Source organism: Streptomyces sp. NPDC045998 (assembly GCF_056430285.1).
Window position 1 is genome coordinate 396,221 of sequence record NZ_JBWKLJ010000003.1, and the last position, 23,118, is coordinate 419,338.

Annotated in this window: 24 protein-coding genes; 13 read left to right on the plus strand and 11 right to left on the minus strand. The window is 72.1% G+C overall.

Features of this window, described 5'->3' with window-relative positions; all coding sequences use genetic code 11:
• Nucleotides 1-108: 108 nt before the first annotated feature.
• The 3 genes from AC07FJ_RS10750 (at nt 109) to AC07FJ_RS10760 (ending at nt 2,865) form a co-directional block, all read left to right on the plus strand.
• A complete protein-coding gene (locus tag AC07FJ_RS10750) occupies nt 109-1,047 on the plus strand; it encodes a coiled-coil domain-containing protein (RefSeq protein ID WP_361418943.1) in 939 nt (312 codons plus the stop codon).
• 94 nt (nt 1,048-1,141) lie between these two features.
• Nucleotides 1,142-2,080, plus strand: a complete 939-nt coding sequence (locus AC07FJ_RS10755; RefSeq protein WP_479047542.1) for an ABC transporter ATP-binding protein — start codon at nt 1,142-1,144, stop codon at nt 2,078-2,080.
• 5 nt (nt 2,081-2,085) lie between these two features.
• The gene (locus tag AC07FJ_RS10760) at nt 2,086-2,865 is read left to right on the plus strand and encodes an ABC transporter permease (RefSeq protein WP_468284839.1); all 780 of its coding nucleotides are present in this window, start codon (nt 2,086-2,088) and stop codon (nt 2,863-2,865) included.
• A 51-nt stretch (nt 2,866-2,916) separates the two neighbouring features.
• Here AC07FJ_RS10760 and AC07FJ_RS10765 read toward each other — a convergent pair whose 3' ends face one another.
• The 4 genes from AC07FJ_RS10765 to AC07FJ_RS10780 all read right to left on the minus strand — a co-directional run bounded on the left by AC07FJ_RS10765 (nt 2,917) and on the right by AC07FJ_RS10780 (nt 5,681).
• Nucleotides 2,917-3,537 carry a hypothetical protein gene (locus tag AC07FJ_RS10765; RefSeq protein WP_479047544.1) on the minus strand — a complete coding sequence of 207 codons (621 nt, stop codon included), beginning with the start codon at nt 3,535-3,537 and terminating at the stop codon, nt 2,917-2,919.
• A 174-nt stretch (nt 3,538-3,711) separates the two neighbouring features.
• A complete protein-coding gene (locus AC07FJ_RS10770) occupies nt 3,712-4,500 on the minus strand; it encodes a hypothetical protein (protein ID WP_479047547.1) in 789 nt (262 codons plus the stop codon).
• Between the two features lie 117 nt (nt 4,501-4,617).
• On the minus strand, nt 4,618-4,812 hold the full coding sequence (locus tag AC07FJ_RS10775) for a DUF397 domain-containing protein (RefSeq protein ID WP_479047549.1): 195 nt from the start codon (nt 4,810-4,812) through the stop codon (nt 4,618-4,620).
• Between the two features lie 20 nt (nt 4,813-4,832).
• Complete coding sequence (locus tag AC07FJ_RS10780; RefSeq protein ID WP_479047551.1) at nt 4,833-5,681, minus strand: helix-turn-helix domain-containing protein; 849 nt, start codon at nt 5,679-5,681, stop codon at nt 4,833-4,835.
• Between the two features lie 229 nt (nt 5,682-5,910).
• On the opposite strand from AC07FJ_RS10780, the gene AC07FJ_RS10785 reads away from it, so the two are divergent.
• The 3 genes from AC07FJ_RS10785 (at nt 5,911) to AC07FJ_RS10795 (ending at nt 9,796) form a co-directional block, all read left to right on the plus strand.
• Nucleotides 5,911-6,396: an ATP-binding protein gene (locus AC07FJ_RS10785; RefSeq protein ID WP_479047553.1), complete on the plus strand. Its 486-nt coding sequence runs from the start codon at nt 5,911-5,913 to the stop codon at nt 6,394-6,396.
• Nucleotides 6,397-7,784: 1,388 nt separating this feature from the next.
• Complete coding sequence (locus AC07FJ_RS10790) at nt 7,785-8,993, plus strand: ABC transporter ATP-binding protein (protein WP_479047557.1); 1,209 nt, start codon at nt 7,785-7,787, stop codon at nt 8,991-8,993.
• Nucleotides 8,990-9,796, plus strand: a complete 807-nt coding sequence (locus tag AC07FJ_RS10795) for an ABC transporter permease (RefSeq protein ID WP_479047559.1) — start codon at nt 8,990-8,992, stop codon at nt 9,794-9,796. The genes AC07FJ_RS10790 and AC07FJ_RS10795 overlap by 4 nt, the downstream gene beginning before the upstream one ends.
• A 37-nt stretch (nt 9,797-9,833) precedes the next feature.
• On the opposite strand, the gene AC07FJ_RS10800 is transcribed toward AC07FJ_RS10795, so the two are convergent.
• Nucleotides 9,834-10,166 (minus strand): ATP/GTP-binding protein, encoded by a 333-nt coding sequence (locus tag AC07FJ_RS10800; RefSeq protein WP_468284826.1) that lies wholly within the window; start codon nt 10,164-10,166, stop codon nt 9,834-9,836.
• A gap of 163 nt (nt 10,167-10,329) precedes the next feature.
• On the opposite strand from AC07FJ_RS10800, the gene AC07FJ_RS10805 reads away from it, so the two are divergent.
• A complete protein-coding gene (locus tag AC07FJ_RS10805; RefSeq protein ID WP_479047560.1) occupies nt 10,330-11,364 on the plus strand; it encodes an LLM class flavin-dependent oxidoreductase in 1,035 nt (344 codons plus the stop codon).
• A 94-nt stretch (nt 11,365-11,458) separates the two neighbouring features.
• On the opposite strand, the gene AC07FJ_RS10810 is transcribed toward AC07FJ_RS10805, so the two are convergent.
• Complete coding sequence (locus tag AC07FJ_RS10810; RefSeq protein ID WP_479047563.1) at nt 11,459-11,851, minus strand: SCO5389 family protein; 393 nt, start codon at nt 11,849-11,851, stop codon at nt 11,459-11,461.
• A gap of 221 nt (nt 11,852-12,072) precedes the next feature.
• Here AC07FJ_RS10810 and nucS point away from each other — a divergent pair, with 221 nt between their 5' ends.
• On the plus strand, nt 12,073-12,735 hold the full coding sequence (gene nucS, locus AC07FJ_RS10815) for an endonuclease NucS (RefSeq protein ID WP_361418980.1): 663 nt from the start codon (nt 12,073-12,075) through the stop codon (nt 12,733-12,735).
• Nucleotides 12,736-12,836: 101 nt separating this feature from the next.
• Here nucS and AC07FJ_RS10820 read toward each other — a convergent pair whose 3' ends face one another.
• The 4 genes from AC07FJ_RS10820 to AC07FJ_RS10835 form a co-directional block, all read right to left on the minus strand.
• Nucleotides 12,837-15,752 (minus strand): ATP-binding protein, encoded by a 2,916-nt coding sequence (locus tag AC07FJ_RS10820; protein WP_479047566.1) that lies wholly within the window; start codon nt 15,750-15,752, stop codon nt 12,837-12,839.
• Nucleotides 15,753-15,987: 235 nt separating this feature from the next.
• Nucleotides 15,988-16,311 carry an STAS domain-containing protein gene (locus AC07FJ_RS10825; RefSeq protein ID WP_031073773.1) on the minus strand — a complete coding sequence of 108 codons (324 nt, stop codon included), beginning with the start codon at nt 16,309-16,311 and terminating at the stop codon, nt 15,988-15,990.
• A 151-nt stretch (nt 16,312-16,462) separates the two neighbouring features.
• Nucleotides 16,463-17,311: a 3-hydroxyacyl-CoA dehydrogenase family protein gene (locus tag AC07FJ_RS10830; RefSeq protein WP_361418986.1), complete on the minus strand. Its 849-nt coding sequence runs from the start codon at nt 17,309-17,311 to the stop codon at nt 16,463-16,465.
• Between the two features lie 149 nt (nt 17,312-17,460).
• The gene (locus tag AC07FJ_RS10835) at nt 17,461-18,174 is read right to left on the minus strand and encodes a TetR/AcrR family transcriptional regulator (RefSeq protein WP_479047569.1); all 714 of its coding nucleotides are present in this window, start codon (nt 18,172-18,174) and stop codon (nt 17,461-17,463) included.
• A gap of 79 nt (nt 18,175-18,253) precedes the next feature.
• On the opposite strand from AC07FJ_RS10835, the gene AC07FJ_RS10840 reads away from it, so the two are divergent.
• The 3 genes from AC07FJ_RS10840 to AC07FJ_RS10850 are packed head-to-tail and all read left to right on the plus strand — an operon-like array spanning nt 18,254 to nt 20,381.
• Nucleotides 18,254-19,036, plus strand: coding sequence for an ATP-binding cassette domain-containing protein (locus tag AC07FJ_RS10840; RefSeq protein ID WP_479047571.1), 783 nt, complete (start codon nt 18,254-18,256; stop codon nt 19,034-19,036).
• Between the two features lie 9 nt (nt 19,037-19,045).
• Nucleotides 19,046-19,795: an ABC transporter permease gene (locus AC07FJ_RS10845; protein ID WP_479047574.1), complete on the plus strand. Its 750-nt coding sequence runs from the start codon at nt 19,046-19,048 to the stop codon at nt 19,793-19,795.
• 13 nt (nt 19,796-19,808) lie between these two features.
• The gene (locus AC07FJ_RS10850) at nt 19,809-20,381 is read left to right on the plus strand and encodes a cob(I)yrinic acid a,c-diamide adenosyltransferase (protein ID WP_361418998.1); all 573 of its coding nucleotides are present in this window, start codon (nt 19,809-19,811) and stop codon (nt 20,379-20,381) included.
• Here AC07FJ_RS10850 and AC07FJ_RS10855 read toward each other — a convergent pair.
• Nucleotides 20,378-20,956 carry a hypothetical protein gene (locus AC07FJ_RS10855; protein WP_479047576.1) on the minus strand — a complete coding sequence of 193 codons (579 nt, stop codon included), beginning with the start codon at nt 20,954-20,956 and terminating at the stop codon, nt 20,378-20,380. The genes AC07FJ_RS10850 and AC07FJ_RS10855 overlap by 4 nt on opposite strands.
• A 174-nt stretch (nt 20,957-21,130) precedes the next feature.
• On the opposite strand from AC07FJ_RS10855, the gene AC07FJ_RS10860 reads away from it, so the two are divergent.
• Nucleotides 21,131-22,330, plus strand: coding sequence for a sensor histidine kinase (locus tag AC07FJ_RS10860; RefSeq protein ID WP_479047579.1), 1,200 nt, complete (start codon nt 21,131-21,133; stop codon nt 22,328-22,330).
• Entirely contained in the window at nt 22,327-23,013 is a 687-nt protein-coding gene (locus AC07FJ_RS10865) for a response regulator (RefSeq protein WP_479047580.1), read from the plus strand. The genes AC07FJ_RS10860 and AC07FJ_RS10865 overlap by 4 nt, the downstream gene beginning before the upstream one ends.
• Nucleotides 23,014-23,118: the final 105 nt, after the last annotated feature.

Sequence of the window (23,118 nt, forward strand, 5' to 3'; positions counted from 1 at the left end):
AAAAGGCTGGACATTCTGTAGTTTGAACGGGCATCCGCTCGAAGACACGCCGCCTCGGCCCCTAGGATTCCCCCTAACACCTCACCGGTCTCATTCGACAGGAACCCCATGAGCGACACTTCCTCCCCCTTCGGCTTCGAGCTCGTGCGGCGTGGTTACGACCGCGGTCAGGTGGACGACCGCATTACCAAGCTCGTCGCCGACCGAGACAGTGCTCTGGCCCGTATCACCTCTCTGGAAAAGCGCATCGAGGAGCTCCACCTCGAGACCCAGAACGCCCAGGCCCAGGTCAGCGACGCCGAGCCGTCGTACGCCGGCCTCGGTGCCCGTGTCGAGAAGATCCTCCGCCTGGCCGAGGAGGAGGCGAAGGACCTGCGCGAGGAGGCCCGTCGCGCCGCCGAGCAGCACCGTGAGCTGGCCGAGGCGGCCGCGCAGCAGGTGCGCAACGACGCCGAGGCGTTCGCCGCCGAGCGCAAGGCGAAGGCCGAGGACGAGGGTGTCCGGATCGTCGAGAAGGCCCAGGGCGAGGCGAACACGCTGCGCTCCGAGGCGCAGAAGGACGCGCAGTCCAAGCGCGAGGAGGCGGACGCCCTCTTCGAGGAGACCCGCGCGAAGGCCGCGCAGGCCGCCGCCGACTTCGAGACGAACCTCGCCAAGCGGCGGGAGCAGTCCGAGCGCGACCTGGCCGCCCGTCAGGCCAAGGCGGAGAAGCGCCTCGCCGAGATCGAGCACCGGGCGGAGCAGCTGCGCCTGGAGGCGGAGAAGCTGCGTACGGACGCGGAGCGCCGGGCCCGCCAGACGGTGGAGACCGCGCAGCGCCAGGCCGAGGACATCGTGGCCGACGCGAACGCCAAGGCGGACCGGATCCGCAGCGAATCGGAGCGCGAGCTGGCCGCGCTGACGAACCGTCGCGACTCCATCAACGCCCAGCTGACCAACGTCCGCGAGATGCTGGCCACGCTGACCGGCGCGGCGGTGGCCGCGGCGGGGTCCCCGGTCGACGACGAGCCGGTCTCGCGCGGCGTCCCGGCGCAGCAGGGCCGCTGACCCGGCGGCGTACGAGCTGATCGCTCCTCACGGCCCCCCGACTTTCCGGTGCGTACCGGTGGCGGGGGGCTTGGTGCGCCCGTAGCGTGGTCGGATGATCGAGCTCGAGGGGCTGACGAAACGGTTCGGTACGAAGACGGCGGTCGACCACCTCTCCTTCCGGGTGCGCCCCGGCGTGGTGACGGGCTTCCTCGGGCCGAACGGCGCCGGCAAGTCGACCACCATGCGGATGATGCTCGGTCTGGACCATCCGACCAACGGGACGGTCCGGATCGACGGCAAGCACTACCGGGACCTGGACGAGCCGCTCAAGTACATCGGCGCGCTGCTGGAGTCGAGGGCCATGCACGGCGGGCGCAGCGCGTACAACAACCTGCTCTGTCTGGCCCAGTCCAATCGCATTCCGGAGCGCCGGGTGGGCGAAGTTCTCGATCTTGTGGGACTCACCGCCGTGGCCAAGAAGAAACCGAAAGGTTTCTCGATGGGAATGGGCCAGCGGCTGGGAATCGCCGCCGCGCTGCTGGGTGATCCACAAGTCCTCCTCTTCGACGAACCCGTCAATGGTCTGGACCCCGAGGGAATTCACTGGATCCGCAATCTGATGAAGACGCTGGCCGCCGAAGGCCGGACGATCTTCGTTTCCAGCCATCTGATGAGTGAAATGGCGCTGACCGCCGACCACTTGATCGTGATCGGGCAGGGCAAGCTGCTCGCCGACACCTCGATGGCGGATTTCATTCACCAGAACTCCAGAAGTTACGTCCGGGTACGTTCACCGCAGCGCGCCGAGCTCCGCGAGGCCCTGCTCGCCGCCGGTCTGACGGCGACCGAGACGGCCGGCGGCACGCTGGAGGTCGACGGCACGACGACGGAGGCGATCGGCGAGCTGGCGGGCCGGCACGGGATCACGCTGCACGAACTGAGTGCGCAGCGGGCCTCGCTCGAAGAGGCGTTCATGCAGATGACGGCGGCTGCGGTGGAGTACCACGCGCACGCCGCGGACGCCCCGCAGTGGGCCCCGAGGGAGGTCTGACGACGATGGCATCGGTCCCCGCGGTCCTGCGCTCCGAATGGACCAAGATCCGTACGGTCTCGTCGACGGTCTGGACACTGGCGAGCGCGCTCGTGGTGACGGTCGCGATGGGCGCGGCGCTCAGCGCGCTGGTGAAGGCGACCTTCGACGACATGCCGCCCATCGAGCAGGCGACGTTCGACCCGACCGTGGTCAGCTTCTCCGGCATGCTGCTGGGCCAGCTGGCGATGGTGGTGTTCGGGGTCCTGGTCGTCGGCACCGAGTACAGCACCGGCATGATCCGCACCTCGCTGGCGGCCGTGCCCCGGCGCGGTACGTTCCTCTTCGGCAAGATCGCGGTGGCGGGCGTGCTCGCGCTGGCCGTCGGCCTGCTGACGAGCTTCGCCTCGTTCTTCCTGGGCCAGGCGCTGCTGGGCGAGCACCGCACGGGCATCGGCGAGGAGAACGTCCTGCGCGCCGTGGTCGGCGGCGGTCTCTACATGGGCCTGATGGCGGTGTTCTCGATGGGCGTGGCGGCGATGCTGCGCTCGACGGTGCTGTCGCTGGGCATCCTGGTGCCGTTCTTCTTCCTCATCTCCCAGATCCTGTCGGCCGTGCCGAAGGCGAAGGAGGTGGCGGAGTACTTCCCGGACCAGGCGGGCTCCACGATCATGCAGGTGGTGCCGGGTGCGATGGGCAGCGATCCGGCGCCGTACGGCCCGTGGGGCGGGCTCGGCATCATGGTGCTGTGGGTGGCGGCGGCGCTGGCCGGCGGGTACGTGGTGCTGAAGCGGCGGGACGCGTAGACGGTGTGCGGCGGCGCGAATCCGAGGTGACGCGCCGCCGCACGAGGTGGATCAGAGCGTGGTGCGGCTGACGCTGACGAGCTCGCAGGAGCCGCCGCTGCCGTCGCCGTCCTTGGCCCAGTACGGGGTGGCGACGTCGGTCTTCTCCAGCTTGCCCGGCTGCACCCACGGGATCATGGAGTCCCGGGTGCCGAGGACGTTGCGCTCCGGGTCGGTGAAGCGGACCTGGAACTTGTAGGTGTACTGCTCCGAGGTGCTGGTGTTGTGGGCGCTGACGCGCGCCACGATGCCCCGGCTCGGGTCGTAGAAGCACTCGGTGATGGAGACGCCCTTGTCGTCACCGGCCTTGCCCTTGCTGCCGCCGCCGCTGCTGCCGCTGCTGCCACTGGTCGAGGTGCCGCTGGTGGTGTAGCCGCTGGTGTAGCCGCTGTCGCCGTAGCCGGAGGTCGAGCCGGAGGTGGAGTCGGTGGACCCCGTGGTCCCGGTCGAGCCGTCGTAACCACCGCTGGTGCTGGTGCCGCCGTCGCTGCCGCCGCTGCTACTGCTACTGCTGCTGCCACTGCTGCCACTGCTGCTGCCGCCGCAGGAGCCACCGTGCGAGCCACGGGCGCCGGTCAGGGTGACGAGGACGATGCCGAAGACGGCGACCGCGCGGACATGGCGAAGCTTCACGTTCAACCCCCGTTGAAGGTGTGAGTGGGTGCGGAAGGGGCCCGTCCTTGACGAGCGCACGTCACCCTAGCAGCGATCAGGGAGGGGTCCGTGACCCTCGGGGAGAGGGCGGCAACGCGTACGCGCGGCCGGTTTCCCCGACCGCGCGTACGCACCGGCTGCGCCTTACCGCTCTCAGCCGAGCTTGGCGACCTGCGCCTCGATGACGGCGGTGGGCAGCGGGAAGTCCTTGCCCTGCGCGCTGATGAGGTTGAACGAGGAGAAGGACCCGATCACGGCGCCCTTGCGCACGGCGGTGATCTTGTACGTCACCGTCTCGCCGTCCTGATCCAGGGCGACGCCCCAGGCGGCGGCCTCGTCGCCACCGGCGGCCTTGAGCTCGGTGACCTTGGCCACCTTCGACTGCTCGCCCTTCCACGTGGTGGTGAACCCGCCGACGCAGTCGGCCGCGGCCTTGCGCAGCGCCGCGAAGGCTCCTTCGGCGCCCTTGCCGTCGTACGAGCCGAGGACGACCTGGGTGGTCGTCAGGTTGAACGCCGCCATGATGTCGCCCCCCTCGACCGCCTTCTTGTTCTTCTCGGGCTTCTCGGTCACCCGCCGCGCCTCGGTGGTCCCCGCGGGCTGCCCCTGCGCCACGCCGGCCACCGCGTGGGCGACGGGGAGGCACTCCGGCTTGTCGGTCGTGATCTCGGCGGCCGTGATCTTCTCGGCGGCGGTCGCCGGCTTCACCTCGTGCAGCTGCACGTCCCCCTCGACGAGCGCGAGCTTCTCCAGCTCGGCGGAGGACGGCGCCTTCGCACCGGACGCCTCGGCGGCCTCGGCGGGCGCGGACGCCTTGCCCTTGTCGCCCTTCTGCCCCGCGTCCCCGCCCTTCTCTGCCGAACCGCTGCAGGCGGTGGCCAGCACGGCCAGGGAAACCGCGGTGGCGGCGACGGCGGTACGACGGACGAGGGTGCTTCGCATGACGCAACTTTCGCTGAGTGGGGGTGCCGCTTGTCGCGACTGCGTCAACACTAGGCAGTTGTGAAATTGAGTGATCACGCCTGCGCAAATCGGGATCCCGGCGTGACGACAACGTGATCAGACCTGCTCGAAGGGCCCGTATCGCCCTACGGCGACGGCCCCGACGAACCGCCGCATCACCTCGCCCCGCACCTCGATGACGGTCTCGGGCACCTTGCTGTCCCGGAGGCGCACGACCCCGTCGGGCGCGACGGCGACGCAGACGCAGTTCGAAGCGTCGCCGCTGTAGGAGGACTTACGCCATTGATACACAGGCAACGCCGGTTCCCCTCTCAAAGGTCTCGGATGATCCGGTGGATGAAGTCACGGGATTCGGCAGGGTTCAGGGCCGCCGCCTCCATGCGATCGAGGACGGAGCTGTACTTGGCCAGTTGAGCCCTTGAGTCGAGGAACTCACAGCCATGGTGCGTGTCCAGCTGAACCGTATCGAGCTGCGGCACCGGCCCCGAGACGTAGTCGATGGACTGACCCGTGCCAGGGAATCCGCTGCCGAACGGGATCACATGGACCGCCACGTTGTCCCGCTCGCCCATGTCGATGAGGTGCTGGAGTTGCGCTCGCGTGACGTCCCGCCCGCCGAAGCCCATGCGCAGGGCCGCTTCATGGATCAATGCCGTGTAGGGGACAGGGCGACTGCCGTGCAGGATCCCCTGTCGCTTGATGCGGTGGGACAACCGATGCTCCACCTCGTACGGGAGGAGCGGCGGAGCCACGGTCTGGAACAGGGCGCGCGCGTGGTCGACGGTTTGCAGCAGCGCCGGGATATGGATGACCAGGCTCACGCGCAGTTCCCTGGCGTGGTCCTCCAGTTCCGCCAGGTCCACCAAGGCCGCAGGGAGATGGTCGCGGTACTCGTCCCACCAACCCCGTGGCCGACCTCCGGTCATGGCGCACAGCGCGTCGACCAACGCCTCGTCAGCGCAGTCGTAGGCGCGCGCGAACGCCCGCACCCGTTCGGCACTCACCGCATAGCGCCCTGACTCGATGCTGCTGACCTGCGCTTGATTCACCCCGAGGCGCTGAGCGGCACCGGTCGACGTCAGGCCTGCGTGCTCACGCAGCTTCCGCAGCTCGGTTCCGAGCCGCCGTTGGCGGAGGGTGGGGGCAAGGGTCGGGGGCACGGCTCTCCGTTCTGCACCTACATGCGTGCGGACGTGTCACCCACACGTGCACACTTGAGATAATTGGCCATGAATCACTGTTAGATATAACAGCGATTGCTCTACGGTGTGACTCACGCCACTCGCCAGGCCCGACCGGCATACCGGAAGCGCACCGCACCCCGCGGCATTGCCACCGCGCGGTCTCGCCATCGAGTGATCCAACTCCACCTCCCCACAGGAGACTTCCGTGGACACCGTATCCCCGCATGCCCCGTGGTCGTACCTGCTCCAAGTCCCCCACACCCCCCGCGCACCACGCGTGGCCCGGATGACCCTGCGGGCGGTGCTCGCCGGTCACGGCATGGATGAACTCACGGACACCGCCGAGCTGCTGGCGTGCGAGCTGGTCACCAACGCGTACCGCCACTCCGACGGTCCGGCGACGCTGCGGCTGCGGCGCATGGAGGAGGGGTGGCTACGGATCAGCGTGTGGGACACCAACCCCCACATCCCCGCACCCTTCGACCGACCTCCGGGCATGCGACAGCCCGCGCCCGCTCCGTCAGACGCGGACAGCGGGCGCGGGCTGCTGCTGGTGCACATGTACGCGGACAACTGGGGCGGTTACCCGCTGGGGGACGACCTGTTCGGCCGGAACGGCAAGCTCCTGTGGTGCGAACTGGCACCGAGGGCGCAGTCGGAGTTCGCGCGGCCGCGCCTTTCCGGCTCCTAGGGGTGGGGCGGCTGCGGTTGGTCGCGGTGCGGGGCCGCCCTCGCTCCGAGTGTGGCGGGCTCCAGCGACCCGTCAAGGGCGCTCCCGTTGGTCGCGTCGCTTCGCGATGGGCTTCGCCCACCCTTGACGGCCCGCCTCCACCCGCCTCTTCACACTCAGAGGGCGGCCCAGGGGAGCGGGCCCCGGCGGAGGTCTGCTTGTGGTGCGGGCGCGCTGCCGGGCGACGGGAGCGTGGGTGGGACTGCGCGGCAGCGCAATGTGGCGGCAGGTCCCTGCTTGGCGCCTGCGGCCCGTCCGTCGGCTGAGGCACAAGACCTCGCTCCTGCCCGGTGGTGGGTACGCGGTCGTGGTGTGGGGTAGCTGGGGCCGGTTGGGCGTGATCACGACCCCCCAGGCCATGGATGGCCCGGGCAGACTCAGCGCCTAGATGCTCTCGGCCCCGCGAGTGCGCGAGCCCCAAGTCGGCGAACGATGCCGAGCCGCACGCGGAGCCGAGAAAACCCGCCCGAGCGGGCGGACTGAAAGTCTCGCCCGCACCAGGGCTCCGGCCTGGCGTGTGGGCGCTTCGGCCGCGACGAGCTCCCTCGGGCGCCGCCGGGTAGCGGTCCTCAGGCCAGACGGCGACCAAAGTGCCCACGCACCACACCCCCACGCCCGGAATCCGGCTATATGCCCGGCCCCGCGACGGCCTCACGGCCGGTCTGGTCCGGTTGGCGCACGCCCCTCATCCCACGCATGTGGAACCCGCCCAAACCAGACCCCGGCCACGCGCCCCGACCACCGACCAACCCCAGCCATCAGCCTGCACCCCAGCCGACCACCGGATTGCGGTCGCCGAAGAACCCCTGCCGCCCCACACCACCACCGCGCACCCACCACCGGCAGAAGCGAGGTCCTGAACCCGGCCGCCCACGGGCCGCAGCCGCTGAGCCGAGCCGGGCCACCCCGTTCCACCGCCGCGGACCACCAGCCCCACCAGACATCCGGCAGCGCACCCCCGCCATCAGCAGACCTTCGCCGCCGGCCCTCACCCCCCGGCCGCCCTCCCGAGAGGAAGATCGCGGGTGGAGGCGGCCTGTCAAGGGTGGGCGAAGCCCATCGGCGCAGCCGACGCGGCCAGCGGGAGCGCCCTTGACAGGGCGGCGGAGGCCGCGACTCTCGGGAAAGGAGGGCGGCCACACCTCGCCCCCACGCGGACGTCCGCGCCCCGGCACCCCAGCACGCCCGGGGCCACGCCCCTACCCGGGCGGCCCGGCCCGCCGCCCTCCACCGCAGCCAGCCGCGCAGCTTTTACGGCTTGGCCGGAACCGTCAAGCGCTCGATACGCTCTTACCTCCTACGGGGGCTACGCGCCCTGACTTGAGCTGACCTGTCGATGGGGCTGGAGAATGATCGAGGCAGTCGGCCTGACGAAGCGCTACGGCGCCAAGACGGCCGTGTACAACCTTTCCTTCCAGGTGCGGTCCGGCACCGTCACCGGCTTCCTGGGGCCCAACGGCTCCGGGAAGTCGACGACCATGCGCATGATCCTGGGCCTGGACCAGCCGACGGCCGGCCACGTCACCATCGGCGGGCACCCCTTCCGCAAGCTGCCGAACGCGCCCCGGCAGGTCGGCGCGCTGCTGGACGCCAAGGCCGTCCACGGTGGGCGCAGTGCGCGCAACCACCTGCTGTCGCTGGCGCAGCTCGCCGGGATCCCGGCGCGGCGGGTCGACGAGGTGCTCGGCGTCGTCGGGCTCCAGGACGTGGCGAAGAAGCGGTCGAAGGGCTTCTCGCTCGGCATGGGGCAGCGGCTCGGCATCGCGGCCGCGCTGCTCGGTGACCCGCAGGTGCTGCTCTTCGACGAGCCCGTCAACGGCCTGGACCCCGAGGGCATCCTCTGGGTGCGCAACCTGATGAAGGCGCTCGCCGCCGAGGGCCGGACCGTCTTCGTGTCGTCGCACCTGATGAGCGAGATGGCGCTGACCGCCGAGCACCTGATCGTGATCGGGCGCGGGCAGCTGCTCGCCGACATGAGCGTCAAGGACTTCATCTCGGCCAACTCCGCCGACTTCGCGCGCGTGCGTACGCCGCAGACGGAGCCCGCGCAGCGGGACAAGCTGATGGGCGTGCTCGCCGAGGCCGGCGGGCAGGTCATGTCGGAGCCGGACGGCGCCCTGCGCGTGACCGGGCTGCCGCTGCCGCGCATCAGCGACCTCGCGCACGACGCGGACGTACGGCTCTGGGAGCTGTCGCCGCACCAGGCCTCGCTGGAGGAGGCGTACATGCGGCTCACGCAGGGGGCCGTGGACTACCGCTCCACCATCGACCAGCGGTCCGGGCTCATGCAGCCGCAGCAGCAGCCGGCGATGGGCGGGTACGCGCCGCCGGCGGTCCCCGAGGTGCCGCAGCAGGGCTGGTACGCCCCGCCGCCGCCCGGACAGAACCCGTACGCGGCCGGCGCTCCGGCCCCGAGCGCCCCGAGCGCCCCGGCTCCCGGCGCCCCCGCCCCCCAGGCGGCACCGCCCGCCGCGCCGTCGGCACCGCCCGCGCAGCCGCCCGTCGCCCCGCCCGCCCCGGCCTCCCTGACCAAGAGCGACCCCGAGGACGCCCGATGACCACCCCGCCGTACTCCTACAGCTCCCCCATCCCCGTCCGCCGCGCCCACCTCGGGGACGCGCTCGCTTCCGAGTGGACCAAAATCCGATCCGTCCGGTCCACGATGTGGACGCTCGGCGTGATGATCCTGCTGATGATCGGCATCGGCCTGCTCTCCGCCTTCGCCGTGGCCGGCACCAACACGGACCTCCAAGGCGAGTCCGTGCTCCCGCTCGGCTTCTTCGGCGTGCTGCTGGGCTCGATCTGCGTGATCACGCTGGGCGTGCTGACCATCTCGTCCGAGTACGGCACCGGCATGATCCGTACGACCCTCACCGCGTGCCCCAGCCGCGCCCGCGTGCTCGCCGCGAAGTCGATCGTCTTCTTCCTGGTGGTCTTCCTGGTCACCACCACCGTCGCCGCGCTCGTCGGAGCGATCCAGACCGCGATCGTCGACTCGGGCACGTCGACCGGCGAGGACTGGTTCCGCGCCACCGTCGGTGTCGGCCTGTACGTGGCGACGCTCGGCCTGCTGTCGCTCGCCGTCGGCGCGCTGCTGCGCCACTCGGCCGGCGCGATCACGGTGATGCTCGGCATCGTCCTGCTGCCCCTGGTCCTGGCGCTGTTCATGGTCGCGGAGTCGCTCCAGGACGTGCGGCAGGCCCTCTTCGAGTACTCGATCCCGAGCCAGCTCGGCGTCCTCTACGACAACGCCGTCACCGAGACCGGGCCGTCCGGCTGGGAGCCGCTGTGGATCATGCTGGGCGTGACGGCGGTCGCCATGGTCGGCGCCTTCCTGGCGCTCGACAAGCGGGACGTCTGACACCGGCACACGACAGACAGACCTTCACTCGTCCGGGTTAGTACCGGGGCGCGTTACGGGACCGCTGCACCCGCGTGGTGCGGCGGTCCTTCGCGTTCCAGCACGCCTTGTGCCAGTGGCGCCGGTCCTCCACGCCGCCGTACGACGACGGCCACGCCACCACGTGCGGAACCGAGGAGGGGATCTCCTGGTCGCAGCCGGGGCACCGGTACCGCTTGCCCGCGGCGCTCGCGCCCGCCACGTGCCGGACGGCCCAGTCCTCGCCCTGCCAGGTCTCGCTGCGCTGGAAACCGCCGTACCGGTCGCCCGTCTCGGCGGCGCGCTCGTTCGGCTTCTCGCCGCCACGGGGGCGGTTGCGGCGCGGAGACACGGGACACCTCACTTGGCGGGCACGAATTGGGTCGGTCAAGCCTACGACAGAGGCAGTTAGCGGAAAATCAGAACAACTTGCCCGTCGGCCGTTGCCTTTGGCACCTGCCAGGCGTTGTTGCCGTGAGGGGAGTCGCGTCGGCCGCTCTAGGAGGCATCAGGCGATGCGTGTGGGAACTTTCGTACTGGCCGCCCAGTTTCCCGGCCAGGGACAGGGCGAAACGCTGCACCGCGCGATCCGCTCGGCCGAGGTCGCCGAGGAGGCCGGGCTGGACTCGGTCTGGCTCGCCGAGCACCACTTCGTCCCGTACGGCGTGTGCCCCTCGGCCGTCACCCTCGCCGCACTGCTGCTGGGCCGCACCCGCCGGATCCGCGTCGGCACGGCGGTCAGCGTCCTGCCGACCACCCACCCCGTCACGCTCGGCGAGCAGGCGGCGCTGCTGCACGTCACCTCCGGGGGCCGGTTCACGCTCGGCGTCGGCCGGGGCGGGCCCTGGGTCGACCTGGAGGTCTTCGGCTCGGACCTCGCGGCGTACGAGCGGGACTTCCCGGAGTCGCTGGACCTGCTGCTGCGCTGGCTGCGCGAGCCGCGCGTGGGGGCGGACGGGCCGCGCCACCGGTTCCGCGAGGTGGCCGTCGTCCCGAGGGCGGACGAGCTGATCGACGGCGACCCGGTCCCCGAGACCGTCCTCGCGTGCACCTCGCCCGCGAGCGTACGGCTGGCGGCCGAGCGAGCCCTGCCGATGCTGCTCGGCATGCACTGCGGCGACGACGAGAAGGCGGAGATGGTCGCGCTGTGGCGGGCGGAGGCGCGCGCCGCCGGACACCCTCCCGAGGTGATCGCCCGCGCCGCCGCCGGGCACGTCTCGGCGGGTGTGGCGCAGATCGCGGACCGGGCGGCGGACGCGGCCCAGGCGCTGCTGAAGGCGATGCCCGGCTGGCTGAAGCAGGGGCTGGACGCCCATGTGACGGTCGACGGGCGGCACCGTGCGATGCGCGACCCGGTCGCGTACACGGAGCTGCTGTGCCGGCTGCACCCGGTGGGGACGGCCCGAGGGGCGGCGGACCGGCTCGCGGCGACGTCGGAGCGGACGGGCATCAGGCGCTTCGCGCTGCTCGTCGAGGGCTCGGGGGACGTCCTGGCCACGGAGGAGAACGTACGGCGGCTGGGCTCGGAGGTGCTGCCGCTCCTCACCTGAACCCATGAGGCACGAGGCCGTGAAGATCGAGGCCATCGGTGCTGCCGCCCCGGTGCGAGGCGCGCCTCCCGCGAGGCGGAGCGGCAGCACGGGCTCAGCAGTCGCGCAGTTCCGGCGACTGGTTCAGCAGCTGGGCCCGTACGGAAGTGAAGCGGCTGTACCGCTCGTCCACCGAGGAGTCCAGCGGGAACACCGCGACGCGGTGGCAGTTCTGGAACGCCAGACGGACCCCGAAGTGCCGCTGGAGCGCACCCCGGATCGCGTCACTCGCGAGCGCACGCAGCAGCTGGCCGCGTGCCTGCTCGTCCGGCGGCGGCGTCTGGTTGTCGGCGAACGCGCCGCCGTCCACCTTCAGCTGGGCCACCAGCGAGCTGATCATCTCCCATGCGTAGGGCAGGGAGGTCCGGACGCAGTCGACGAAGTCGGCTTCGTCGACCTCGCCTCGCTCGGCCTGTTCCAACAGCGCCGGTGAGACGTCGAGCGACATGGGTTCTCCTCTCGCGGCCCCGGACGGAACCGAGGCCTTACGGGCAGGGAAGGAGGACGCCCCGTACGCCACGCAGAGTGCCCGGGCGACGACCTCCCGCGTCCACGGTAAGCGCGCTGTCCGGAGCGCACCAGGAGAATGGGGCCACAACCGGCCATGTACGTACGGGGGTTTAGGACCGAATCGCGCGGAAGAGCGGCTGTCTTGTAGCGTTGCGCACCATGCGTCTCGTCATCGCCCGCTGCTCCGTGGACTACGCGGGCCGGCTCACCGCCCACCTGCCCTCCGCCCCCCGTCTGATCCTCGTCAAGGCAGACGGCAGCGTCTCCATTCACGCGGACGACCGGGCGTACAAACCGCTCAACTGGATGTCCCCGCCGTGCACCCTCAAGGAGGGTGACGACAGCGTGTGGACGGTCGTGAACAAAGCGGGCGAGAAACTGATCATCACGATGGAGGAGATCCTCCACGACTCGTCGCACGAGCTCGGTGTGGACCCCGGCCTCATCAAGGACGGCGTGGAAGCGCACCTCCAGGAGCTCCTCGCCGACAGGATCGAGACATTGGGGGACGGTTATGCGCTGATCCGGCGCGAATACCCCACTGCCATCGGTCCCGTGGACATCCTCTGCCGCGACGCGGACGGGGCCACGGTCGCCGTGGAGATCAAGCGGCGCGGCGAGATCGACGGTGTGGAGCAGCTCACGCGCTATCTGGAGCTGCTCAACCGCGACCCGCACCTGGCGCCGGTGCGGGGCATCTTCGCGGCGCAGGAGATCAAGCCGCAGGCGCGCGTGCTGGCGACGGACCGCGGGATCGGGTGCGTGGTGCTGGACTACGACGCGCTGCGCGGCATCGAGGACGACAAGCTGCGGCTGTTCTGAGCCGTTCTCGGCTCCTCTGACCAGCGGTACGCGGAAGGCCCCGGGCGACGTTTTCGGTCGCCCGGGGCCTTCCGTGTGTTCCGCGGTCCGTGTTCCGCGTCTCAGGAGCTGCTGGGCGCGCCCCCGTCGGTCGTCGTACCGCCGGTGGTGTCGGCGCCGCCGCCGGTGGTACCGCCGCCCGCGCCGCCGCTCGTGGTGTCGGTGCCGCCGCTGTCGGCGCCGCCGTCCGCCGTGCCTCCGGTCGTGGGGTCGCCCGTGGTGGAGCCACTCGTGCTGCTGCCGGCGTCGCCCGTCGTGGCGCCGCCGCTCGTGGTCGGCGGCGAGGTGGTGCTGCCGCCGGAGGTGCTCGGCGAGGGGTCGCCGCTGCTGCCGCCGGTGGTGGCCGGCGAGGAGCTGCCGCCGCCGGTGCTGCTGGGCGAGGAGCTGCCGCCGGTCGACGTGGAGCTGCTGCCGCCGGACGTCGGTGAGGTGCCGCTGGTCGACGTCGAGCCGGTCGTCGCGGAGGGGGTGCCGCCGCCCGGAGCGGTCGGGCTGCCCGCCGAGCCCGACTCACCCGGCCGGGCCGAGGCGCCGGGGCCGCCGGAGCCGCCCGGACCGCCGGTACCGCCGGAGCCTCCGGTGGAGCCGTCGGCGGGGTCGCGGGTGGAGTCCTGGCCGGGCTCCTCGGTGTCCGAGCCGCCGCCATTGCCGTCGTCCACGGTGGCCGTCTGGTCGGAGGTGACGCGGCCCGAGCCGCCCTCGTCCTCCTCGCCGCCCGAGGTGGCGCCGAGCGTGACGACCGTGCCGAGCACGGCGGCGAGGAGCGCGCCCGCGCTCGCCGCGACGAGATTGCGCCGGGCGCCGGTGAGCAGGGTGCGCCGCGCGGAGGAGCCGAGCCCGGAGAGGCCGGGGCGCGAAGCACCCGGCCGCGGGAAACCGGGGCCCGCGGAGCCGGGCCCCGAAGAACCGGACGGTGAGGAGCCGGGCGCGGACGGGCGGGGCCCGGCGGCCAGGGGCCCGGCACCCACGGGCCCGGCACCCAGGGCGGCCTGCCCCGGCCGCGCACCCGCTGCACCCGCTGCACCCGCCGCCGACCCCGGCGTACCGGGAGCGTCCTTGCGCAGGGCGCCGGAGGGGGTCTCGCGCGACAGGCCCGGCAGGTACGGGAGGGCCCCAAGGCCGCCGGCGGGGGTCGGTACGCCGCCGGAGGGGGTCTCCGGCCCTTCGCGCCGCGCCACCTCGGCCGCCGCCGGACGGCCGGCCGACAGCGCGCCCCGTTCGCGGTCGACGACCAGGGCCAGGGCCCGGCGCCCGGCGACCGTGCCGCGCTTGTCGGCGAGCGCGCCGCGCATGCCGATGGACGCCTCCAGCTCGGCGCGGGCCCGGTCGAGGTTCCCGGAGCAGAGCGCGAGGACACCCAACTCGTGATGGAAATACGCTTCTTCGGCCACTTCGCCCGAAATGCGGGCCGCTTCCTGGCCGGTGCGGAGCGCCCGCTCCCAGGCGGCCCAGTGCAGCCCGGCCGCGAAGGCGGGCGCCGCGCTGCGGGCCAGCAGTACGGCCGCGCTCGCGTGGCCGGCCTCTCCCCCGGGCACCAGCGCGGCCATCGCGGCGAGCACCGCGTCCGCCTCGGCGCAGGCCCGCTCGGAGGTGACCGACGGGTGCGCGGCCCACCAGGCGTAGTGCTGCGCGGCGGTGTGGGCGCGGGCGACCGCGCCCTTGTCGTACCCGCTCCGGGTGAGCTGGGCGAGCACCCCGGAGGCGAGCCGGTGGCGTGAGCCGACCGGGGTGAGCAGCCCGCAGCCGAGCAGCTCGGCGAGGGCGGCGTCCGCATGGGTGTCGCCGACCAGCGCCGGCAGGTGCGCCTGGTGCGGCACCTCGCCGCCGAGGGCGACCGCGAAGCGCAGGGTCTCGCGCGCCGACTCGGAGAGCCGGGAGGCGAGCAGCGCCGCGGGCGCGGCGCCTTCGGCGAGCGTGGGCAGAGGGAGGGCTCGGGTGCCGGTGAAGACGTCGGCGTCGCCGGACGCGTCGTCCGCGAGCTCCTGGTCGCCGTCCTCGTCCGCGTCCGCGCTCCTGGTCCCGGCGCCCGCGCTCAGCTCGTCGCGCTGCCGCAGCAGGGCGCCGGCCTGGACGAAGCGCAGGGGCAGGCCCTCGGACTCGAACCAGAGGTCCGCCGCCCAGTTCGCCTCCTCGTCGGTGAGCGCACGGTCGACGCCGCGCTCCAGCAGCTCCAGGACGGAGCCCCGGCCGAGCCCGCCCAGGAAGACCTCTTCGAGGTGCGAGTCGGGCGAGGGCGCGGCGACGTCGGGCGTGGTGGCGAGCAGGAAGGCGCACTCGGGCGCGGCCTCGAGCAGCTCGTCCAGCGCGGTGCCGCCGAACTCGAGGTCGTCGACGACCACGACGGCGCCGATCTCCCGCACGGCGGCCGGCAGCCCCGCGCGGTCGGGCCGCTGCCCGGGCGCGCGGTACACGGTGGCGTAGAGCTCGTACAGCAGCTCGGCGGCCGTGCGGCGGTGGCCGCTGAGCCGTACGACGCCGTCGGGGGCGAGGTCGGCGCAGTCGGTCGCGACGGCGTCGAGCAGCGCGGTGCGGCCGGAGCCGTGGGGCCCGGTCAGCCGGACGGAGCGGCCGCGCGCCAGGAGCCGTACCAGCCGCTCGCGCTCCTCCTGGCGCTCCAGCAGCGTCAGGTGGCGGGCGGCGGGGCCGGGGGGCACGGGCGGGCCCGCGGCGCGGGCCCGTTCGACGCGCTCCTCGGCGGTGCGGCGGCCCGGCGGTGCGGGCTGCCGGCCGGGCGGGCACGGTTCGATCTCGCTGCCGTCTATCGGGTTGACGGTGAGCAGCAGGTCGCCCGCGACGATCTGGGCGGTACGGGCGGGGCCGGCCGGCAGGCCGCGCTCGGCACCGCGTTCACCGCCGCGTTCGCGCGGCGGCGCGTCGTCGCGCGACGCGGAGTGGGCACGGCGGGAACCGTCGCCGCCGGTGTCGTTGTCATCCTTGTCGTGGCCGTACTCAGCCGGCCCTCGGTTCATCGGGTTCATGGTGTGTGCCCCCAAAAGCGGTGCGCGCCGAAGTCCCTCCCGGCCGTTCCGCACGCCGCTGGCGCTTCTGGTCCGGTGCCCGCCGGTGGGTTCGTCATTCGGCAGGCGACCGAACCCTAGACGTTCGCCCAGTATCGAGGAAGCGCCGGGGTGCCGTGCCGCCCAAGACGTCACGGTCTTGTGAGGATTGTGCGCCTGTGGCGTACGGCCACGGCCTGCGACGGGCCGCCCGGTGTCAGACGCGGGGCAACGTTTCGGCGGCGATGCCGCCCTCGATGGCGAGGATGCGGTGCAGCCGGGTGGCCACCAGCAGGCGCTGCATCTGGGGCGGTACGCCCCGCAGCACCAGCCGGCGGCCGCAGCGGCCCGCACGCCGGTGAGCGCCCATGATGACCCCGAGTCCGGTGGCGTCCCAGGAGTCGAGGCCGGTCAGGTCGAGCACCAGGTCCCCGGCGCCGTCGTCGACGGCCGAGTGCAGGACCGTACGGGCGTCCGCCGCGCTGCGGACGTCGAGGCGGCCCCCGACGACCAGCTCGGCGTGGTCGCCCCTGATATGCATATGCGCTCCCCGAGAGTGCTGTGATGGTGCTGTGGTCGTCAGGTTCTTTCTATGCATCAACTGACTGCCGTACCGGTGGAGCAGTTGCGCCTTGTAAGCGAACCGATACCGAATTCACCCCTCGGGGTGATGGCGTAACCGCCGACACGGCTCAGTGCTTGTAGAAGCCCTGCCCGCTCTTGCGGCCGATGTCACCGGCGTCCACCATCCGGCGCATCAGCTCCGGCGGCGCGAACTTCTCGTCCTGGGTCTCGGTGTAGATGTTGCCGGTGGCGTGCAGCAGGATGTCGACGCCCGTCAGGTCGGCGGTGGCGAGCGGGCCCATGGCGTGCCCGAAGCCGAGCTTGCAGGCGATGTCGATGTCCTCGGCGGAGGCGACGCCCGACTCGTACAGCTTCGCTGCCTCGACGACGAGCGCGGAGATGAGACGGGTCGTCACGAACCCGGCGACGTCGCGGTTGACGACGATGCAGGTCTTGCCGACGGACTCGGCGAACTCGCGGGCGGTGGCGAGGGTTTCGTCGCTCGTCTTGTAGCCGCGTACCAGCTCGCACAGCTGCATCATCGGGACGGGCGAGAAGAAGTGGGTGCCGACGACGCGCTCCGGGCGCTCCGTCACGGCGGCGATCTTGGTGATCGGGATGGCGGACGTGTTGGAGGCGAGCACGGCGTCGTCGCGTACGAGCTTGTCGAGCGTACGGAAGATGTCGTGCTTGACCTCCAGCTTCTCGAAGACCGCCTCGACGACGATGTCGGCGTCGGCGACCGCGTCGAGGTCGGTGGTCGTGGTGATCCGGGCGAGGGCGGCCTCGGCGTCGGCGGCGTCCAGCTTGCCCTTGGAGACGAACTTGTCGTACGACGCCTTGATGCCGTCCGTACCGCGGGTCAGGGCCGCGTCGGTGACGTCACGCAGCACGACCTCCCAGCCCGCCTGGGCCGAGACCTGCGCGATTCCGGATCCCATGAGTCCGGCCCCGATGACGGCGAGCTTCCTGGCCACGTTCTACCCCTTAACGCCTGTTTACTTTTCGGCCCTTCGGCGGGAGGTTAGCGTCCGGCGGCGCCCGTGTGGCGGCGAAGAGATGCGCGTCACGTCTCACATGACGGACATCACACTGATACGGCCCGTCAGGTGAGACTTCCGGCGGGTCATCCCCGGCTTTTCACCCCATAGGTGAGCACCCGCTCGCCCAGCAGCTCCTCCATCTCGTCGAGGAGGACGAGCGCTTCGCGCGAGACCTCGGCGGGGTCGCGGCGGCGCAGCATCTGGGCGGTGATCCAGCGCATGAGGGTGGAGTGCAGCCAGTTGAGCTGGCCGGCGACGAGGAGGGGCACGGGGTCGGCGTCGTCCGCGCCGACCTCCGCCCGCACGGTGCGTTCCAGGTTCTCCAGGGCCTGCCCCTGGATCTCCCAGAGACGGGAGCGCAGGGTGGGCGCGTCCAGGATGACCTGCATGAAGTCGGCGTAGCCCGGGAAGAGCCCGACGGCGTTGGAGAGGCCCTCGACCGCCTCGCGCAGCTCGCGCAGGACGGCTTCGGCGGCCGACTCCCCCGGGCGCCGGCCCCTGACCCACCGGGAGACCCGGTCGACGAGGTCCTCGCTCCGGTCGAGGAAGAGGTCCTCCTTGGCGGGGAAGTAGTTGTAGACCGTGTTGACGGAGACGTCGGCGGCCCGGGCGATCTCGGCGATCGTCACCGCGTCGAAGCCGCGCTCCAGGAACAGGCCCGTGGCGACATCGGAGATGTGGCGCCTGGCCTGCCGCTTCTTGCGCTCCCTCAGCCCCTCGGGCGCCTCGGGCACCTCACGCGCCTCGCGCCCCCCACGCCTCTCGCTCGCCCCGTTCGGCTCCCCGGTGGTCGTCATGCCCTCATCCTAGCTTTCCTGGGATGACTGAAAACTTGGAGACATTGCAAAATTTAAGTCGCTCTGCTTTTCTGGGGTCATGCCCATCATCAGCGCGGCCGGACTGGCCCACACCTTCCGCACCCGCAACGGCCCCGTCGAAGCCGTGCGCGGCGTCGACCTGACCGTGCGGCCCGGCGAGATCCTCGGCTTCCTCGGCCCCAACGGGGCCGGCAAGACCACCACCCTGCGGATGCTCACCACGCTGCTCCCGCCGACCGGCGGCGCCGCCACGGTCGCCGGGCGCGACCTGGTCGCCGACCCCGCCGGCGTACGGCGGAAGATCGGGTACGTCGCCCAGTCCGGCGGCGTCGACCCGCAGATCTCGGTACGCGAGGAGCTCGTCACCCAGGGCCGCCTCTACCGGCTGTCCAAGGCCGAGGCGGCCGCCCGCGCCGAGGAGCTCGCGCGGGAGCTGGACCTGGCCGAACTGCTCGACCGGCCGTGCGCGGCCCTCTCCGGCGGGCAGCGGCGGCGGCTCGACATCGCCCTCGGGCTCGTCCACCGCCCCGAGGTGCTCTTCCTCGACGAGCCGACCACCGGCCTCGACCCCGGTAGCCGGGCGGACCTGTGGCGGCTGGTGCGGCGGTTGCGCGACGAGCACGGCACCACCGTCTTCCTCACCACCCACTACCTCGACGAGGCGGACGCGCTCGCGGACCGGCTCGTCGTCGTCGACAAGGGCGTGGTGGTCGCCGAGGGCACCCCGGCGGAGCTCAAGGAGCGGTACGCCGGCGCGGCGGACGCGTCCCTGCAGGACGCCTTCCTCGCCATCACCGGGCGCCGCCCCGCGCCCACCGACCCCACACCCCTCGCGGTCTAGGAGCCTGCCTTGTTGCTGCACGACACCGCGCTCGTCTTCGGGCGGTACGCCCGCGCGACGCTGCGCTCGAATTTCCACATGCTCTTCGGCGTGCTGATGCCGCTGCTGTACCTGCTCTTCTTCGGGCCGCTGCTCACCGGGCTGCCGCTCGGTGCGCAGGGCGACTCGTGGCAGGTGCTCGTCCCCGGGCTGCTGCTTCAGCTCGGGCTCTTCGGGGCGTCGTTCGCCGGTTTCTCGGTCATCGTGGAGAAGCAGACGGGCGTGGTGGAGCGGCTGCGGGTCACCCCGGCCAGCCGCCTCGCCCTGCTGCTGGGGCGGGTCCTGCGGGACGCGGCCCTCCTCGTCTTCCAAGCGGTGCTGCTGGTGCTGGCGGCGGTCGCGATGGGCCTGCGGGCGCCGCTCGGCGGGGTCCTCATCGGTTTCGGCTTCGTCGCCGTCCTGACGATGGCGCTGGCCTCGCTGTCGTACGCGCTGGCGATGAAGGTCTCGGCACCCCACGAGTTCGGGCCGGTCGTCAACGCCGTCACCATGCCGTCGATGCTGCTGTCGGGCCTGATGCTGCCGATGGCGCTGGCCCCCGCCTGGCTGGACGGGCTGTCGCACCTCATGCCGTTCCGCTACCTGGTGGACGCGGTGCGGGCGGCGTACGTCGGGGAGTACGCGAGTACGGCGATGCTGTACGGGGTGCTGGTCGCGGTCGCGTTCGCCGGGCTGGCCGTGACGGTGGGCACACGGGTGTTCCGGAAGGCCGGCGCGTAACTAGGGTGGCCGTATGGTCAATCTGACGCGCATCTACACGCGCACCGGCGACAAGGGCACGACGGCGCTCGGCGACATGAGCCGGACCGCCAAGACCGATCTGCGGATCGCGGCGTACGCCGACGCCAACGAGGCCAACGCCGTCATCGGCACGGCGATCGCGCTGGGGAAGCTCGACGCGGACGTCGTCAAGGTCCTCGTCCGCGTCCAGAACGACCTGTTCGACGTGGGCGCGGACCTGGCGACCCCGGTCGTTCCGGACCCGGAGTACCCGCCGCTGCGCGTGGAGCAGTCGTACATCGACAAGCTGGAGGCGGACTGCGACCGCTTCCTGGAGGACCTGGAGAAGCTGCGCTCCTTCATCCTCCCGGGCGGCACGCCGGGCGCGGCGCTGCTGCACCAGGCGTGCACGGTGGTCCGTCGCGCCGAGCGCTCGACGTGGGCCGCGCTGGAGGTGCACGGGGAGACGATGAACGCCCTGACGGCGACGTACCTGAACCGGCTGTCCGACCTCCTGTTCATCCTCGCCAGGACGGCGAACAAGGAGGTCGGCGACGTGCTGTGGGTCCCGGGCGGGGAGCGCTAGCTACGGCTCACCCGGATCGGTTCGCGCTGCTTCTCCGGCTCCTCCGGGCCCTTCCTCGGCCAGACGAAGTACGACAGGGCGATCAGCCCGTGGATCCCGGCGGCCCGCCACGCGCCGCCCATCCAGCCGCCCAGCGTGCCGGTGCGGCTCGGGTCGTCCACGTACAGGATCGCCAGCCACAGCAGGACCGTGGCGACCGCCGCCCCCACGAGGGTGCCGAGCCAGATGCGGCCCTCGTGGCGGGCGCGGGCCATGCCGTAGCGCGGGGGCGGCACCGGGCGGGGGCCGCCGCCGAGGCGGTGGGCGGCGTGGCCGTCGAGCCACTTCACGGTGCGGTGGCCGTGGCCGACGGTGTAGCCGATGTAGAGCGCGGCCAGGCCGTGCTCCCAGCTCGGCTCGGCGCCGTTCTTGAGGTCGATCGCCGTGGCGACCAGCAGTACGACCTCCAGCAGCGGTTCGCACAGCAGCAGCGCGGCGCCCGTGCGGGGCATCTTCAACAGGTAGCGGGTGGCGAGCCCGGCGGCCAGCAGCACCCAGAAGCCGACCTCACAGATGACGATCAGTGCGACGACCACAGCGGTTCTCCCTCCGGCGGCCCTCCGGCGGGCCTTCTGTACCCCTCCAGCCTCCCGGCGCCCGGCCGCCGTTTCGTCGTCGCCGGTGACGAATCGGTACTGCATCCTTCGATGTAGTCGACGCTCCGCCCGCGCGTGGACGCCCCCGGGCGGGCCACCGTGTTGGATGGACCCGTGAGACTCCCCCGTACGCATCGCGCCGATGCGCTGATCGCCGCGGCCGGGCTGGCCTGCGGCCTGGTGCTGTGGGCGTTCGGGCTGTACTCGCAGGGGCCGAGCTCCGGGCTGCCGGCCGGTGCGGTGGTGCTGGTGCCGCTCCTCGTGATGACCGCGCTGGCGCTGGTGCGCCGGACCATGCCGCGCACGGCGCTGGTCGCCGGCACGGTCGCCGTCGTCGGGGACCAGTTCACGCGCGGCAACCTGATGACGATCGTGATGTTCGCGGACATCGTGTACGCGGCCGTCGTGTACGGCCCGCCCGCCTCGGCGCGCCGCATCCCGGTCACCACCGGCCTGATCACCATCGGGGTGACGCTCGGCTTCCTGGCCTGGTACCGGGAGCCGATCGCCCTGCTGATCGGGGTGGTCACGGCCCTGATCTCCTTCTTCCCCGCGATCACCGGCGCGGTCGTCCGCAACCACCGGCAGGCCGCCGACACCGCGCGGCTGCGCGCGGAGCAGACGGCGCTGCTGGCCGAGCGGGACCGCCGGGAGGCGGTGATCGCCGAGCGGGCGCGGATGGCGCGGGAGCTGCACGACCTGGTGGCGGGCCACCTGTCCGCGATCGCGATCCACTCCACCGCCGCGCTGTCGCTGGACGACCCGAAGACCTCGCGGGAGGCGCTCGGCGTCATCCGGGAGAACAGCGTCGAGGGCCTCGCGGAGATGCGCCGCCTCATCGGACTGCTGCGCGACCGGGGCGAGCACGACGAACCCGCCCCCGCCCCGACCCTCGACGGCCTGGACACGCTGGTGCGCCACGCGCGGACGAACGGTGCCGGAAGCGGCCTGACGTTCCGGCTGTTCGACGGCCGCGCGCCGGACACCGTGCTGCCGGCGCCGGTCGAGCTGGCGGCGTACCGCATCGTCCAGGAGTCGCTGACGAACGCGCTGAAGCACGCCGACCCCGGCGAGGTCGCCGTCGTCCTGCGGTCGGCGGACCACGCGCTGACGGTGGAGGTGACGAGCCCGTACGGCGTCCGGCCCGGCCCGCGGGTGCCGGGCTCGGGCGCCGGGCTGGTGGGGATGCGGGAGCGGATCGCCCTGGTGGGCGGGGCGTTCGAGGCGGGCCCGGTGGTGGAGCGGGACGAGAAGATCTGGCGGGTACGGGCGGAGCTGCCCGTGACGGAGGACGACAAGGAGCCGGACGCATGACGGACAGCCGACACGGGCAACGGGTGCGCGTGCTCGTCGCGGAGGACCAGAGCGCGGTACGGGCCGGGCTGGTGCTCATCCTGCGCAGCGCGCCGGACGTCGAGGTGGTCGGGGAGGCGCGGGACGGCGAGGAGGCGGTGCGGCTCGCCCGGGAGCTGCGGCCGGACCTGGTGCTGATGGACATTCAGATGCCGCGGCTCGACGGGGTGTCCGCGACCCGGCAGGTGGTGACCGAGGGCCTCGCCGACGTCCTCGTCCTCACGACGTTCGACCTGGACGAGTACGTCTTCGGCGCGCTGCGCGCCGGGGCCGCCGGCTTCCTGCTGAAGAACACCGAGGCGCAGGACCTGATCGAGGCGGTACGGACGGTGGCGCGCGGCGAGGGCCTGATCGCCCCGGCGGTGACACGGCGCCTGATCGCGGAGTTCGCGGCCCCGTCGCGCCCGTCACGCCCGTCGGCGCGGAACGGCGCGGGCCCGGATCCGGCCGCGCTCGACGCGCTGACGCGGCGCGAGCGCGAGGTGCTGTCCTGCCTGGGCGAGGGGCTGTCGAACGCGGAGATCGCGGTACGCCTCGACATGGCCGAGGCCACGGTGAAGACGCACGTCAGCCGCCTGCTGGGGAAGCTGGAGCTGCGCAGCAGGGTGCAAGCGGCGGTGCTGGCGCAGGAGTTGGGCGTCTGACACAGCGGCCAACGACAGTCGAACTCTAATGGTCTGGACCTATTGACGATTGGTCCAGACCTTCCTACGCTCACGGCGCGCACCTTTCACGGACTCAACCGACCC